The following is a 16,832-nucleotide window of genomic DNA, read 5'->3' as shown; positions in this document are numbered from 1 at the left end:
AGATGACCAAATAACTAAAGTGGATACCTTTTATGGAGCAAAATTCTCAGTCACAGTTAAAACTCCTGATCATCCGAGGTAAGGAGCTAGGATACCTGACCTATGCAGATGTCAACGATCACTTGCCTGAAGAGATTATTGATTCAGATCAGATTGAAGATATTATCCAAATGATTAATGATATGGGGATTCAAGTTCTTGAAGAAGCCCCAGATACTGATGAGTTATTACTTTCAGATAATGTCCCCGATGAAGAAGCCGTTGAAGCAGCAACAGCATTAGTATTATCTAATGTTGAGTCAGAAATTGGTAGAACAACCGATCCAGTTCGTATGTATATGCGTGAAATGGGAGCGGTTGAACTGTTAACACGTGAAGGCGAAATCGATATCGCTAAACGTATTGAAGATGGCATTAATCAGGTTCAAACTTCAGTATCAGAATATCCGGAAGCCATTACTTATCTTTTAGAGCAATATAATTTAATCGAAAGTGGGCAAGTTCGTTTATCTGATTTGATTACAGGTTTTGTTGATCCAAATGCTGAAGAAGCTGCTGATGAACTGCCTGAAGATTTAGTGGTTAGTGAAGCCGAAATCGAAATTGATGATAGCGATGATGAAAACGAGGATGAAGAAAGTGATGCTTCAACTGATGATGACGTTTCTATCGATCCTGAAGTTGCAAAAGCTAAATTTGCTGAATTAAAAGAGCAACATGATAAAACTTCCGCTGCTATTAAAAAATATGGACGAGCTCATAAAAAAGCACAAAAAGAGATCGAGAATTTATCTGAAATCTTCAAACAATTCCGTTTAGTTGCTAAGCAGTTTGATATTCTTGTCAATAACATGAGAAGCATGATGGAGCGCGTTAGAACTCATGAACGTGCGATTATGAAAATTTGTGTTGAACGATGCAAAATGCCGAAAAAACAATTTATGACTTATTTTACCGGCAACGAAAATAACATGGATTGGTATAAGAAAGCATTAAATTCTAAAAATGCATTTGCGGTTAATTTAAAAGATTTTGATGAGCAAGTTGCTGCTCAAGTAAATTTGTTACAACAAATAGAAACCGAAACCAATCTATCTATTGAGCAAATCAAAGATATTAATCGACGCATGTCTATTGGTGAAGCTAAAGCTCGCCGTGCTAAGAAAGAAATGGTTGAGGCTAATTTACGATTAGTTATCTCTATTGCGAAAAAATATACCAACCGCGGATTACAATTTTTAGATCTTATTCAAGAAGGTAATATTGGTTTAATGAAAGCGGTTGATAAATTTGAATATCGCCGTGGCTATAAATTTTCAACCTATGCAACTTGGTGGATTAGGCAAGCCATTACCCGCTCTATTGCTGACCAAGCGAGAACAATTCGAATTCCTGTGCATATGATTGAAACAATTAATAAGTTAAATCGTATTTCGCGTCAAATGTTACAAGAAATTGGCCGTGAACCAACGCCTGAAGAATTGTCTGAACGTATGCAAATGCCAGAAGATAAAATTCGTAAGGTACTTAAGATTGCTAAAGAGCCTATTTCAATGGAAACACCTGTTGGCGATGATGAGGATTCTCATTTAGGTGACTTTATTGAAGATACGGCTCTCGAACAACCGTTAGATGCGGCAACTTCTGAAAGTTTACGTAGTGCAACGCGTGACATTTTATCTGGATTAACACCAAGAGAAGCAAAAGTGTTGCGTATGCGATTTGGTATTGATATGAATACAGATCATACGTTAGAAGAAGTCGGTAAACAATTTGATGTAACCCGTGAACGTATTCGTCAAATCGAAGCTAAAGCATTACGGAAATTACGTCACCCAAGTCGTTCCGATGTGCTTCGTAGCTTTTTGGAATAAACTTTTACATCTAAATATATCGCCACTTTTGTGGCGATTTTTTTAATTCATGACGCGAACACTATGAATATACTGCAACGTTTTAAAATTGATCCATTTTTGTTGGTACTTATTTGTGTTGTGGTTACAGCAAGTTTGTTTCCTTGTGAAGGACAAGCTAAAATCATTTTTGAACACCTTACTACTTTTGCCATTGGTCTGCTATTCTTTATGCATGGCGCTAAGCTGTCCTTGCAATCCATTGTTTTAGGTATTAAAAATTGGAGATTACATTTGTTAATTTTTGCAACGACATTTGTGATTTTTCCTCTATTAGGCTTGATGATGAAATTTCTTGTACCCTCTTTTTTATCTCAAGAACTTTATTTAGGATTTGTATATCTATGTGTTTTACCTGCAACAGTTCAATCTGCGATAGCGTTTACTTCAATTGCCAAAGGCAATGTGGCTGCTGCAATTTGTAGTGCCTCAGCATCAACATTATTGGGTGTGTTTATTTCTCCTGTTTTAGTAGGTTTATTAATGAATACCCAATCTTCTGGTGCTATGAATATGTTAGACGCTATTACATCTATTATGCTAAAGCTAATGTTACCATTTGTGCTTGGTCATTTATCTAGGCGCTTTATTGGTAAATGGGTTGATAAATATAAAAGTGTCATTTCTAAAACCGATCGACTTTCGATTCTATTAGTTGTATATGTTGCCTTTAGTGATGCCGTTGCAAACGGCATTTGGTCTCAAATTAGTTTGTTATCACTTCTAGAAATTGTTTTGTACTCTATTATGTTATTAACTATTGTTTTATTAATAACAACTTATGGTTCAAGATTATTTGGCTTTAGCAAAGAAGATGAAATTACTATCGTGTTTTGTGGTTCGAAAAAAAGTTTAGCAAGCGGTATTCCTATGGCTAGTGTTATCTTCCCAATATCAATAATGGGAGTCATTATTTTACCATTAATGATTTTTCATCAAGTTCAATTAATGGTTTGTGCTGTGTTAGCAGCCCGTTATGCAAAACGAAAAATGTAAAAATTTGTTTTGCTCATTGCTCTATTCTCAAGGATAATAGGCACGCTATTAACAACAGAGAGATATGTTATGTTACATCTATTTGCTGAATTAGAATTTTCGACCATTATGCTATTGGTTTTGGCGCTGTTTTTTGTTCTCTTTTATGAAGCAATTAATGGATTTCATGACACAGCTAATGCTGTTGCAACAGTAATTTATACAAGAGCATTAAAAGAACAACTTGCTGTTTTTATGGCTGGTATGTTTAACTTTTTTGGCGTTTTGCTTGGCGGTCTTAGTGTGGCTTATGCTATCGTTCATTTGTTACCTACTGATTTATTACTCAATGTAGGTTCATCACATGGGCTTGCTATGGTCTTTTCTATTTTATTTGCGGCTATCATTTGGAATCTTGGAACATGGTATCTTGGTATTCCAGCGTCAAGTTCCCATACCCTGATTGGTTCAATTATCGGTGTGGCACTTACTAACGCATTTATTATGGATACATCAATAATAGAAGCGCTTAATATTCCTAAGATGATTCATATCTTTTTATCATTAATTGTGTCCCCTATTGTTGGTCTTGTGGTTGCGGGCTTGATGATCTTTTTGCTGCGGAAATATTGGACACGTAAAAGCCAAAGTAAAAAAAGTAGTAAAAAACGAGAACGTATTTTCATGACGCCAGAGCAACGTGAAAAACTCTATGGTAAAAAGAAACCTCCTTTTTGGATTCGTATTATGCTTATAATTTCAGCCGCTGGTGTGAGTTTTTCGCATGGTGCTAATGATGGTCAAAAAGGTATCGGCTTATTGATGTTAGTATTAATGGGGATTGCACCTGCTGGCTTTATTGTTAACATGAGTGCTTCTACTTATGATATTGCAAATACGCGCAATGCAATTCACAATATTCAAGAGTACTTTGTTACTCATAACGATGACTTAAATACGATAATTGGTACTCAACCTGCGTTAGACACCAGTATTCCAGAAGGTGATTTGAATAAATATCATTGTGATTATTCACGTTCATTTGTCACATTAGGGATTGCTAATCATTTATTTAACAAAATAAATGATTACGACTCGCTAACTGTTGAACAACGGTCACAAACTAGACGTATATTGTTATGTCTATCTGATACGGTATCTCATGTTGCCAAACAACCGAATGTATCATCAGAAGACAAACAATATCTTAAATCTTTAAAAAATGATTTACTTAAGACGGTAGAGTATGCCCCAATTTGGATTATTGTTGCGGTTGCCTCGGCATTAGCTGTAGGGACGATGATTGGTTGGCGTCGTGTGGCTATTACTATCGGTGAAAAAATTGGTAAAAAAGGAATGACTTACGCTCAAGGCGTATCGGCACAAATCACAACAGCTTTATCCATCGGAATTGCAAGTTACACCGGCATGCCAGTATCGACAACTCAAGTTCTTTCTTCATCTGTTGCCGGGACGATGATTGTTGATGGAGGTGGTGTACAAAGTAAAACTATTAAAAATATAGCCCTAACATGGATTTTAACACTTCCGATTTCTATTTTGTTATCTGGGTCACTTTTTTGGCTTGCTCAAAAATTAATTTAGTAGTAAAACTAGTGTATTGGTTTTCAATTTTTTAGGGCATTAACAATAGGAAGGAGTAAAGTATTATGGCTTATAAACATATATTAGTCGCAGTTGATTTATCACCTGAAAGTGAGGTTCTTGTCGAAAAAGCCGTGTCTATGGCTAGGCCATATAATGCTCAAATATCGTTGATTCACGTTGGTATTAATTATTCAGACCTTTACACGGGTTTAGTTGATATCAATATGAATGATATGAAAGATCGTATTGCCGAAGATGCTCATATTGCTTTAAATAAACTCGCCGATGATGCCGGTTACCCTATTGCTCATACTCTTTCTGGTAACGGTGAATTTGGTCAAGTATTAATTGAAGCTATTCATGAATATGGTGCTGATCTTGTAGTGTGTGGTCACCATCAAGATTTTTGGAGTAAATTAATGTCTTCTGCTCGTCAACTTATTAATAATACTCACATTGATACTTTGATCGTTCCATTAAAGGATGAAGAACCAGCCGAAGAGCAAGCTAAATGAAGTTTTAAATACCAACCCGCTTAATTAGCGGGTTTTTTATAGGTATCGTATAACTATTTTGGATTTTAAGAAAAATAAGTGTGTGTTTTAGTCTATTTACTATTGCTTATTTATGCTTATTGTTGGTTATCGAAATGTACTTAAATTGTGATTTAGCCTATAAGGAGAGCTAATATGAATATCGCTTTAGTTACTGGGGCATCCTCTGGATTTGGACAAGCTATTTGTCGTAAGTTAATTGCTGATGGTTATAAAGTTGTAGGCGTAGCTAGACGTGCGGATAAACTACAAAAACTTGCAGATGAGTTAGGCGTTAATTTTTTACCATTACCATTAGATATAACCCACAAAGATGCAGTAGGTTCTATTTTGTTACAATTGCCTAAAGAATTTCAACCAATTGATATATTGATTAATAATGCAGGTTTGGCATTAGGTTTAGAACCTGCTTATGAAGCAGATTGTCGTGATTGGGAAACAATGATTGAAACTAACATTATTGGATTAGTGAATTTAACTCGCCAAATTTTACCAGAGATGGTTGAGCGTAATTTTGGTTATATTATTAATCTAGGATCTGTTGCGGGTACTTATGCCTATAAAGGTGGAAATATTTATGGTGCATCTAAGGCCTTTGTTAAACAGTTCAGTGCTAATTTGCGTACAGATTTATTAGGTAAAAATATTAGAGTTACCAATATTGAACCTGGATTGTGTGGCGGTACAGAGTTTTCGAATGTACGATTTCATGGTGATGAGCAGAAAGCAGCTGCGGTTTATCAAGGCGTTGAATTTATTACTCCAGAAGATATTGCTAATACGGTTTCTTGGTTGATTAACACGCCAACTCATTTTAATGTTAACTCAATTGAAATAATGCCTGTTGCACAGGCTTCGGCAGGGTTGTCTGTTTGTAAAAAAAATAACTAATAATGTATCCATTGGTTTTGAATATTTCTAGTGTTTTTTATTGAGGATTAAAAAAATAGGTTTGTAAAACAAAATAGACTTGCACTTCTGTTAATGGGTTGTTATTCTTTTGTCTTGTGATTTTGATTGAGGTTTATGGCAATGACATTTTCTGAAGTAACGAAAACATTTGCGACAAGTTTGCCTGGTACAGATAGTTATGTAAAACTAAGAAAGGCAATGAGAACTCTAATTCAAGAAGACCCAAAAAATGCTTCGGTTTATTTTTTGATTTTTGGATTTGCTCGCACATATGTTATGTTATACGAGGATCAGGAAGTATCTCCTCAATTTGCTGAAGATAATCAAAAATTAATGTTATCGTATCTCAATATTTTAGATGAAGCATTAAAGAAACAAGATGCTCAGAGCATATATCAAGCATTGAATAAAGTTGTTAATGAGTATGAAAACAGCAAAAAAGTCTTTTAAAGTAACAGCCTGACATGCAAGTGTCAGGCTGTTTTTTTTAGAGATTAATTTAATATTTTTAGGAAAATTATGATAATTTCAACCAATATGACAGGCATTATTAATACCTTAGGTACTATTACGCGATCTAGGGCGGGTTGATTTTTCCAAAAAATATTCAAAAACCCGCCCTTAAAGGCGGGTTTTTATTTTGTGTAAAAGTAAAGTTGTTAATATAAGCAAAGTAAAAAGTGAAGAATTAAAGATGGAAATAGCGTGATAACACTACAAAATTTTTAATATCTATAAATAAGTACTACAACAATATATTAAATAATAATGGGCATTAATTAGGATAATAAGTAGGGTGTGATATGAAAGTTTTAAAATTTGGAGGAACATCTGTTGCTAACGCTGAACGTTTTTTGCGCGTTGCAGAGATTATTGAAAATAATGCGAAGCAAGAGCAAACTGCTACTGTTTTATCTGCACCTGCTAAAATTACCAATCATTTAGTTGCAATGGTGGAAAAAACAGTCGCAAAGCAAGATATACAAAGTAATATCTATGATGCAGAGAAAATTTTTGCTGAATTATTGGATGGTATTACAAAAGCACAACCTAATTTTGCTTATGATGAAATGAAGCGTTTTGCACTTGATGAATTAAACACTATTAAGAAATTGCTTGAAGGTATTGGTTTACTTGGTCAATGTCCAGACAGTATTAATGCATCAATTATTTGCCGAGGTGAAAAGCTCTCTATTGCTATTATGCAAGAACTTCTTAAAGCTAAAAATCATTTAGTGACCGTGATTAATCCTGTTACCATGTTAGTTGCAGAAGGTACCTATTTAGAATCAACTGTTGATATTGCTGAATCTTCACATCGAATTAGTGAAATGCATATTCCACAAGATCATATTATTTTAATGCCAGGGTTTACTGCAGGTAACGAGAAAGGCGAGCTTGTTGTACTTGGTCGTAATGGTTCGGACTACTCTGCTTCGGTATTAGCAGCGTGTTTACGTGCTAATAGCTGTGAAATATGGACAGATGTCGATGGTGTTTATACTTGTGATCCACGTATTGTTCCAGATGCAAAATTACTTAAAACGATGTCTTATCAAGAGGCGATGGAACTTTCATATTTTGGTGCAAAAGTACTTCATCCTAGAACTATTTTACCTATTGCGCAGTTTCAGATTCCTTGTTTAATTAAAAATACTAATAACCCTGATGCACCAGGAACACTTATTGGTGCCAATGTGGTTGATTCAACAACACCTGTAAAAGGTATCACTAATTTAAATAACATGGCAATGATCAATGTCTCAGGTCCTGGATTAAAAGGGATGGTTGGCATGTCGGCTCGAGTTTTTTCTGCAATGTCTTATGCTGGCATTTCAGTTGTACTTATTACTCAATCATCATCTGAATACAGTATTAGCTTTTGTGTACCTCAAACTGAACTTTATCGAGCAGAAGAAGCATTAAGTGATGAATTTTTCTTAGAATTAAAAGATGGATTACTTGAGCCAATTGAGATAATAGAAAAACAGGCAATTATCTCTGTTGTTGGTGATGGTATGCGTACATTACGAGGATTATCAGCAAACTTTTTTACAGCTCTAGCTAGGGCTAATATTAATATTGTCGCTATTGCGCAAGGTTCATCTGAAAGGTCGATTTCTGTCGTTGTGGATAACGATGTTGCAGTAATGGGCGTACGGGTTGCTCATCAAATGTTGTTTGGTACAGATAAAATGTTAGATGTATTTGTTGTTGGTGTTGGTGGCGTAGGTGGAGCTTTGATTGATCAAATCAGACGACAACAAGAATGGCTAAAAAACAAACAGATTGATTTGCATGTTTGTGGGCTATTTAATTCTAAACATAGCCTGCTTAATCGTGATGGTATTGATCTTAATAATTGGCGAGAGCAAATCAAACACAGCGAAAATGACTACACATTAGATAGTATTATTGAGTTTTCAAAAAATAATAGATTACTCAATCCAATTTTAGTGGACTGCACTTCTAGTAGTGAAGTATCTGATAAATATGCAGACTTTTTAGCTAATGGTTTTCATGTTGTTACGCCAAATAAGAAAGCGAATACGAGTTCAATGGCCTATTATTTGCGTTTACGCCAAGAAGCGGCAAAAAGTAAACGCAAGTTTCAATATGATACTAACGTAGGAGCAGGATTGCCTGTCATTGAAAATCTGCAAAATTTATTAAATGCAGGTGATGAGCTAATCAAGTTTTCAGGAATTTTGTCGGGATCTCTTTCTTTTATATTTGGTAAACTTGATGAAGGAGTGTCGCTGTCAGATGCAACTAAACTTGCTAAAGAAAAAGGTTTTACTGAACCCGATCCTCGTGATGACTTATCGGGCACGGATGTCGCTAGAAAATTATTAATTTTAGCGCGAGAAGCAGGATTACAATTAGAACTAGATCAAATCAATGTCGAATCAGTTCTACCAGCTGAATATGCACAAGGTAGCATTGATGAATTTATGGCTAAATTGCCGCAATTAGATGCAGAGTTTAAAATAAAATATGAACAAGCAGCAAAAGAAGGCAAAGTGTTACGTTATGTTGGTAGCATTGAAAATAATCAATGTAGCGTTAAAATCGAGACGATTGATAGTGATGATCCACTATATAAAGTAAAAAATGGTGAAAATGCATTGGCATTTTATACCCGTTATTACCAACCAATTCCGCTAGTGTTACGTGGTTATGGGGCTGGGAATGATGTCACCGCCGCGGGGGTTTTTGCTGATATTTTGCGCACAACATCAGGCAAAATTGGAGGCTAAATGAATCATAAATCATTAACAGTTTACGCGCCTGCTTCGATGGCCAATATTAGTGTTGGTTTTGATATATTAGGTGCAGCAATTAGCCCAATTAGTGGTGTGATGCTTGGTGATTGTATAACGGTTGAAACTGCCAAGGAATTTTCTCTTACTAGCAAAGGTCAATTTGTTAAAAAATTACCACGCGATCCCAAATATAATATTGTGTTTCAATGTTGGCAACGCTTCTGCCAAGCAATGGGTAGAACGTTACCAGTTAGTATGACACTTGAAAAAAACATGCCAATTGGATCTGGATTAGGCTCAAGTGCCTGTTCAGTAGTCGGATCATTTGTTGCTTTAAATGCGTTTTTTGATAAACCATTTAATCAGTTTGAATTACTTTCGATGATGGGTGAGCTTGAAGGGCGGATTTCAGGTAGTGTACATTATGATAATGTTGCACCCTGCTATTTAGGCGGTATGCAACTTATCCTTGATGAAATGGGTATAATTAGTGAATCTATACCTCATTTTGAAGATTGGTACTGGGTTATGGCATATCCTGGTATAAAAGTATCAACCGCTGAGGCTCGTGCAATTTTACCGGCTTTGTATCAAAAAGCAGATTGTGTTGCACATGGTCGATATGTTGGTGGATTTATTCATGCCTGTTATACCAACCAATCAGAATTGGCAGCATCAATGTTATGTGACAATATTGCCGAACCTTATCGTAAACAGTTATTACCTAACTTTGATGAAACACAAAAACGAGTCAAACAGCTAGGTGCATTAGCGTCGGGGATTTCAGGTTCAGGCCCAACGATGTTTGTTGTGGCAGATAAGCTTGAAACTGCAAGGCAGATCGAATCACTACTTCAGCATTGTTATTTACAAAATGATGAAGGTTTTACTCATATTTGTAAAATAGATACTCAAGGAGCAAAAGTTATTTAATTTGATTTTTTCTTCAATTTCTTACTGATTAAGCTGATATCAGAAAGAGTGAACAATGAAAGCATAAAGATAATCGGAAAATATTATGAAATTGTACAACTTAAAAGATCATTCACAGCAAGTTAACTTTGCACAAGCAGTACAGCAAGGATTGGGAAGAGAGCAAGGTTTATTTTTCCCTGAAACACTACCTAAATTTTCTGCAAATGACATTGAATCACTATTAAAACTAGATTTTGTTACTCGTAGCGCCAAAATCTTATCTGCTTTTATTGGCGATGAGATCAGCTTTGATGATATGCACAGGCTAGTTAAAAATGCATTCCAATTTCCTGCACCTGTAAAATCGATAGAAGCTGACATCGGTTCACTAGAACTCTATCATGGGCCAACGCTCGCATTTAAAGATTTTGGTGGACGTTTTATGGCGCAAGCATTAGTGCAAGTTGCTGCAGATAAAAAAATTACTATTTTAACCGCTACATCTGGTGATACTGGAGCTGCTGTAGCCCATGCATTTTATCATTTACCTAATATTCGGGTTGTAATTTTATATCCTGAGGGAAAAATTAGCCCATTACAAGAAAAACTTTTTTGTACACTTGGTGATAACATCCATACGATTGCGATTCAAAGCGACTTTGACGCTTGCCAAGCATTAGTTAAAAAGGCATTTGATGATGAAGAATTAAAAATTAACATTGGTTTGAATTCTGCTAATTCTATAAATATTAGCAGATTACTAGCACAAATTTGTTATTACTTTGAAGCTTACGCACAACTAACGCCTAAGCAACGAGAACAACTTGTGATTTCAGTACCAAGCGGTAATTTTGGTGATTTGACTGCTGGTTTACTAGCAAAAACAATGGGCTTACCAATTAAACGTTTTATTGCTGCAACTAATGCAAATGATACCGTGCCACGATATTTAGAAACTGGGAAATGGGAACCTCACGCAACAGTTGCAACGCTATCTAATGCAATGGATGTTAGCCAACCCAATAATTGGCCTCGAATTGAAGAGATTTATGCCCGTGAAGGTTGGGATCTTAAATCACTTGGTCATGCAGGCGTGTCAGATGAAATTTCTAAACAAACAGTTCGTGAACTTGATAGCATGGGTTATTTGTCTGAACCACATGGTGCAATTGCTTACCGCGCACTGCGTGATCAATTGCAAGAGGGAGAATATGGTCTTTTCTTAGGTACCGCCCATCCGGCTAAATTTAAAGAAGTGGTTGAAGATATTCTAGGTAAATCTATATCACTTCCTAAAGCATTAGCTGAACGGGCCGATATGACGTTACTTTCTCATTATATGCCTGATGATTTTGATAAATTGCGGAATTTTTTAATTAAATTAGATTGGTAGGTTGTTTTCCCGTCGCTATTTTAGCGACGGATTCATTTTTATAGGCTTTCAATAAATTTTATCCATTTAATTCATCAGTTGATTTTATTAATATTTAATAAATATTTAGTATAACTATTAGCAATGATGTTTATTTTTTTAGTTTATCCTCCCTTAAAATAAGTGCTTAGTGTAGATTATGGGCCGATAAAATTTGTATAAACAGTAATTTTGAATTGAACATATTAACCCGACTTGTTATAAAAGAATCCTTGTTTAAATTAATATTTTCGGCTATTTTAGTATGAATTATAACATTGTTAGGATATTTTTTTATGTACTGCCCGTTTTGTAATGCAGATGATACAAAAGTGATTGATTCTCGGCTTGTTGGAGAAGGCTTTCAAGTCCGTCGAAGACGACAATGTGTCGAATGTAATGAACGTTTTACGACATTTGAAGTCGCTGAATTAATAATGCCAAATGTTATTAAAAGTAATAAAATTCGAGAACCATTTAATGAGGATAAGCTGCGTAATGGTATCAAAAGGGCTCTTGAAAAGCGTCCAGTTGGTTTTGATGCCATTGAAGATGCAATTACACGTATAAAGTCTAAACTTAGAGCAACCGGTGAACGTGAAGTTCCTGCAAAATTAATTGGTGACTATGTGATTGAAGAACTCAAACATTTGGATAAAGTTGCTTATATTCGTTTTGCCTCGGTTTATTTTAGCTTTGATGATATTGAGCAATTTAGTAACGAAATTGCGAAATTACAACAAAAATAATCATTTATATGAACATAACTTGTGATAACGATCGATTTTATATGCAACAAGCAATAGAACTTGCTAAGTTAGGTCGTTTCACCACAACCCCAAATCCAAATGTTGGTTGCATAATTGTTAAAGATAACCAGATTATTGGTAAAGGCTATCATAAAAAAGCAGGACAACCACATGCTGAAGTATATGCGCTACAAATGGCTGGTGATGAGGCGAAAGACTCTACTGCTTATGTAACGTTAGAACCTTGTAGTCATTTTGGTAGAACTCCTCCTTGTGCAGATGCTTTGATTAAAGCGCAACTTAAACGTGTTGTTATTGCAATGCAAGACCCTAATCCAACTGTTGCTGGTAATGGTATTAAACGATTAAGTGATGCGGGAATTGAAGTCACAGTGGGAGTTTTAACTGAACAGGCCGAAGAACTTAATAAAGGTTTTTTGAAACGGATGCGAACAGGTATGCCGTACGTACAACTTAAATTGGCAACATCATTAGATGGTAAAATAGCCATGGCATCAGGTGAAAGTAAGTGGATTACTTCGAGTGTTGCAAGGCAGGATGTACAAAAATTTAGAGCACAATCCTGTTGTATTTTAAGTACCAGAGCTACGGTACAATCGGATAACGCTAGTCTTACAGTTCGAGATGCCGAATTACCTGATGATATCAAGCAAATTTATTCTTCCGAAAAGATTCGGCAACCAGTGCGTATTATTATTGATAGTCAAAATAAACTCACAGGGAATGAAAATATCTTTAAGCAATTAGGTGAAACATGGATCGTGCGGAAGCAAGATATGCCTGTTACTAAACCAAATACAAAGTTAATCATCGAATCATCAGCGAATAAGAATATTAATTTGACTAAATTATTTTCTTTATTAGCTAACAACAATCAAATAAATTCTATTTGGGTTGAAGCTGGCGCTCACCTAGCAGGGGCATTGATAGAGCAAGATTTAGTTGATGAATTGATTATCTATTATGCGCCTAAATTACTAGGCCATAATGCGAAAGACATGTGTATATTGCCTAACTTACAGAATTTGTCAATGGCACCAAAGTTTCGAGTTAAATCAGCTACTATGGTCGGTGAAGATTTACGAGTTATTTTAAAAAAGTGAACCTCATCTCAGTTGTAAAAAGTGTTGAGTTTCTTGAGTGATAATTTAATTGTTAACTTATTTACTTTTGGTCTTAAAACGAAGATAAATGTTAAAAATTCGCATGTTAATCTTTTGTTTGAGGTTGATAAGTTGTATGATAAATTTTATTATCATTAATATTAAGTAGTCATCTGTAACATAGGAAGTGAACATTGGCTAGAGTATCTTCAGCCTTATTGAAACGTCGATTGGAAATCGCAGAAATTGTTCGTATACGTGGTGAAGTTAAAGTTGAAGAATTATCTGAGCAGCTTCAGGTTTCAAATGTAACAATTCGCCAAGATCTAACTTATCTAGAACAACAAGGTTATTTGAAACGTTTTTTTGGTGGTGCAAGTTATATTTCACCTGAGGACTTTATTAATAGTACACCAAATATATTTTCCTGTCAGCGTTATTCAGGAATTAAAACTGATAGTGGTGACGTGAATTTTGTAAAAACTTGTTTAAGTTATATTAATGATGGCGATACTCTTTTTTTGAGTCATGGACGTTTAATTAGAAAGTTAATTCCTTTTTTGCATAATAAAAAGTCATTGAAAGTGATTATGAATGATATTAATAATGCACAATTGGTTAAAGAATTTTCCGATGCTGAAGTAATTCTTATCGGAGGGGTTTTACTTGAGGGAAATGTTTTACAAAATAATAATCCTTTAACTCAATTTTCCATTTCACATTTTATTTTCGAATTTTCCGCTATCAATACGAATAATCACTTGGTGATTGAAAATATTGAACATCAGAAAACTTATCAACAAATACTAAAAATTGCTGACCATACCATTGGTATCTTGCCACCTCAAGAAGAGATTTGTGATAGTCACAGTATTGGAAAATTAAAACACATGGATGTCGTTATATTATCAAGACATGCTGTTACGGAATATCATCAACAATTGATAGACTCTAATTTTAAGCAGCTTGCAGTAAATAAATATTGTGTGACTTATCATAATCTACTTTAGGTATAAATAATATGAATGTTAAAATTTGTACAATTGGAGAGTTGCTTGTTGAATTTATTGCAAAAGAGCCCAATCAACGGTTTTATGAAACTGGTGAATTTACAGGTCCTTATCCCAGTGGTGCTCCAGCAATATTTGCTGATCAGGTGGCAAAATTGGGGGTTCCTGTAGTTTTTTTTAGTTGTGTTGGCAGAGATGTATTTGGGAAAATGTGCATTGATCGACTAAAACAGGATGGTGTTATTATTGATGGTATTACTATTCATAATAAAGCTAATACAGGTAGCACTTTTGTTGTTAATAAAAATATTAGTGAAAAAGATTTCATTTTTAATATTCCCAATAGTGCCTGCGGTTTAATTTCATTCCACCATATTAATGAAAACTTAATAAATGATTGTAATCATTTACATGTTATGGGGTCATCATTATATTCTTTTCGTGCCATTGATGCGATGCGTAAAGCGCTTGATCTTATCAAGAGTAATGGAGGAACAATTTCTTTTGATCCTAATTTACATAAAGAAATGTTAGATATCCCTGAAATGGCGCAATCTTTTGATTATATTTTGGAGTATGCTGATATATTTTTACTTAGTAAATGCGAAGTGCGTTATTTTGCAAATAATAATGATGAAAGCGAAAAGGAAACTATATTAAGTCTGTTTAAAAAAGGCATTAAACATATAGTGATCAAAAATGGAGTTCAAGGCGCTAATTATTATGGATATGACGAACAAAATAACTTTAAAATGATTCATGTTGATGGTTTTTTTAGGGATATAGTTGATTCTAGTGGGGCAACTTGTTGTTTTGACGCAACATTTGTAAGTCTAATGTTAGCAGGTTTTTCTATCGAAAAGGCATTAGAATATGCAAATGCAAGTGGTGCGTTAGCTGCTGCTAAAAAAGGTCCGATGGAAGGAATATCATCCCTTATTGAAATTGAAACATTCATCTCTAAAAATACACCTAGATCGGTTTAATTTCATCAATATTTATTTTTCTAACCTAAAAAAATCCCAATAACAATGTTATTGGGAAAACATAAGGAATAGGAAAACAATGAAATAAATGCATTGTCGGATTGTATTATGCACTTTTTATTGGTAAATGTGTGTAAAGGGAAGTGAATTATTACTTAAATAGTTAGTGCTTATTTTGTTAAATAACCGTAAAGAAAGATTTTTTTATTATCTTAAAAAGTAACTCATTAATTTAACTATAAAAAAAGTTCTAATAGTGAATTAAGAAATAACTTCCCATAATCAGTTATTTGCCAGTTTTGTTTGTTTTCAATTAAATAATTTCTTTCAATGGCGGTTGTTATTTGTTTCTCTACTGTTTGTAAAGGTAAATAAGTCCGTTGTTCAAATTCTTGTTTAGGTGTGGGTTCAAAAAGCCTAAAACGATTCATAAAAAATTCAAAGGGTAGATCTTCTTTTGGTACCGTATAATATTTATCCAAATAACGTCCTTCTAAATAACCTTTTGGATGACGTGTCTTTATGGTGCGAATAACTTTGCCATCAGGTTGTGTTAATTTACCATGAGCACCACATCCAATGCCTAAATAGTCTCCAAATCGCCAATAATTTAAATTATGTTGGCATTGTAAATCCTCTTTAGCATAAGCCGAGGTTTCATATTGCTGGTAACCATGTTTTGTTAATAATTGATGACCTCGTTGATAAATTTCCCAAAGTTTATCGTCATCAGGCAAAACGGGAGGCTTTGATCCAAATAGTGTATTGGGTTCAATAGTCAATTGATACCAAGACAAATGAGGTGGTGCGATAGCAATGGCTTGTTCTAAGTCATATATGGCATCATCAATACTTTGATTTGGCAAGCCATGCATTAAATCTAAATTAAAACTTCTTAAATTTAATGTTTGGGCTAGTTTTCCTGCTGTGATTGCTTCTTTGGGATCATGTATCCGCCCTAATTTAACCAGCTTATCGGCTTGAAAACTTTGCACACCGATTGATATGCGATTTATACCTGCTTGTTGATAACCATTAAATCTTTCTATATCTACAGAATTTGGATTGGCTTCAATGGTAATTTCTGCATTCTTATTTATGGGGATAATCTTATTTATATTCAATAATAATTTATCAATCAATTCAGCAGAAAACAGGCTCGGTGTACCTCCGCCAATAAAGATTGAATGAATTGAACGGTTTGAACAAAAAACAGCATCATGCTGTAAATCTTTAATCAAATGCGCTATATAGGCTTTATAATCTGGCGTTCTTTTAACGGTATGTGAATTAAAATCACAATAAGGACATTTTTGTACACACCATGGCATATGAATATACAAACTCATTGGGATTTTATACATAAACGTAGCCTTTCCTGAAACTTTTTAACAAAAATAACCCGTGTG

At 34.6% G+C, this 16,832-nt stretch carries 14 protein-coding genes; 13 read left to right on the top strand and 1 reads right to left on the bottom strand.

Going from position 1 to position 16,832, the window contains the following annotated elements:
• Positions 1-32: 32 nt before the first annotated feature.
• The 13 genes from rpoD to GA0061081_RS01825 all read left to right on the top strand — a co-directional run bounded on the left by rpoD (position 33) and on the right by GA0061081_RS01825 (position 15,423).
• Complete coding sequence (rpoD, locus tag GA0061081_RS01885; protein ID WP_091346550.1) at positions 33-1,874, top strand: RNA polymerase sigma factor RpoD; 1,842 nt, start codon at positions 33-35, stop codon at positions 1,872-1,874.
• Positions 1,875-1,937: 63 nt separating this feature from the next.
• Positions 1,938-2,909 carry a bile acid:sodium symporter family protein gene (locus GA0061081_RS01880; RefSeq protein WP_091346548.1) on the top strand — a complete coding sequence of 324 codons (972 nt, stop codon included), beginning with the start codon at positions 1,938-1,940 and terminating at the stop codon, positions 2,907-2,909.
• Positions 2,910-2,978: 69 nt separating this feature from the next.
• Positions 2,979-4,493 (top strand): inorganic phosphate transporter PitA, encoded by a 1,515-nt coding sequence (pitA, locus tag GA0061081_RS01875; RefSeq protein WP_091346546.1) that lies wholly within the window; start codon positions 2,979-2,981, stop codon positions 4,491-4,493.
• 65 nt (positions 4,494-4,558) lie between these two features.
• On the top strand, positions 4,559-5,011 hold the full coding sequence (gene uspA / locus GA0061081_RS01870; RefSeq protein ID WP_091346543.1) for a universal stress protein UspA: 453 nt from the start codon (positions 4,559-4,561) through the stop codon (positions 5,009-5,011).
• Between the two features lie 174 nt (positions 5,012-5,185).
• On the top strand, positions 5,186-5,941 hold the full coding sequence (locus GA0061081_RS01865; RefSeq protein WP_091346541.1) for an SDR family oxidoreductase: 756 nt from the start codon (positions 5,186-5,188) through the stop codon (positions 5,939-5,941).
• 141 nt (positions 5,942-6,082) lie between these two features.
• Positions 6,083-6,412, top strand: coding sequence for a hypothetical protein (locus tag GA0061081_RS01860; protein ID WP_091346539.1), 330 nt, complete (start codon positions 6,083-6,085; stop codon positions 6,410-6,412).
• Between the two features lie 353 nt (positions 6,413-6,765).
• On the top strand, positions 6,766-9,222 hold the full coding sequence (thrA, locus tag GA0061081_RS01855; protein ID WP_091346537.1) for a bifunctional aspartate kinase/homoserine dehydrogenase I: 2,457 nt from the start codon (positions 6,766-6,768) through the stop codon (positions 9,220-9,222).
• A complete protein-coding gene (thrB, locus tag GA0061081_RS01850; protein ID WP_091346535.1) occupies positions 9,223-10,161 on the top strand; it encodes a homoserine kinase in 939 nt (312 codons plus the stop codon).
• Between the two features lie 85 nt (positions 10,162-10,246).
• Positions 10,247-11,536, top strand: a complete 1,290-nt coding sequence (gene thrC / locus GA0061081_RS01845) for a threonine synthase (protein ID WP_091346533.1) — start codon at positions 10,247-10,249, stop codon at positions 11,534-11,536.
• A 314-nt stretch (positions 11,537-11,850) separates the two neighbouring features.
• Positions 11,851-12,303: a transcriptional regulator NrdR gene (nrdR, locus tag GA0061081_RS01840; protein WP_091346531.1), complete on the top strand. Its 453-nt coding sequence runs from the start codon at positions 11,851-11,853 to the stop codon at positions 12,301-12,303.
• Positions 12,304-12,311: 8 nt separating this feature from the next.
• On the top strand, positions 12,312-13,427 hold the full coding sequence (gene ribD / locus GA0061081_RS01835; protein WP_091346529.1) for a bifunctional diaminohydroxyphosphoribosylaminopyrimidine deaminase/5-amino-6-(5-phosphoribosylamino)uracil reductase RibD: 1,116 nt from the start codon (positions 12,312-12,314) through the stop codon (positions 13,425-13,427).
• Positions 13,428-13,621: 194 nt separating this feature from the next.
• A complete protein-coding gene (locus GA0061081_RS01830; RefSeq protein ID WP_091346527.1) occupies positions 13,622-14,437 on the top strand; it encodes a DeoR/GlpR family DNA-binding transcription regulator in 816 nt (271 codons plus the stop codon).
• Between the two features lie 11 nt (positions 14,438-14,448).
• Positions 14,449-15,423 (top strand): sugar kinase, encoded by a 975-nt coding sequence (locus GA0061081_RS01825; protein ID WP_091346525.1) that lies wholly within the window; start codon positions 14,449-14,451, stop codon positions 15,421-15,423.
• 236 nt (positions 15,424-15,659) lie between these two features.
• Here the strand turns inward: GA0061081_RS01825 and hemW are convergent, their stop codons facing one another.
• Positions 15,660-16,787, bottom strand: coding sequence for a radical SAM family heme chaperone HemW (gene hemW, locus GA0061081_RS01820; protein WP_091346524.1), 1,128 nt, complete (start codon positions 16,785-16,787; stop codon positions 15,660-15,662).
• Positions 16,788-16,832: the final 45 nt, after the last annotated feature.

Source organism: Gilliamella bombicola (assembly GCF_900094945.1).
Classification (GTDB): Bacteria; Pseudomonadota; Gammaproteobacteria; order Enterobacterales; family Orbaceae; genus Gilliamella; species Gilliamella bombicola.
Note: the sequence above shows the minus strand (reverse complement) of the source record. Positions and strands in the feature narration are given on the sequence as shown.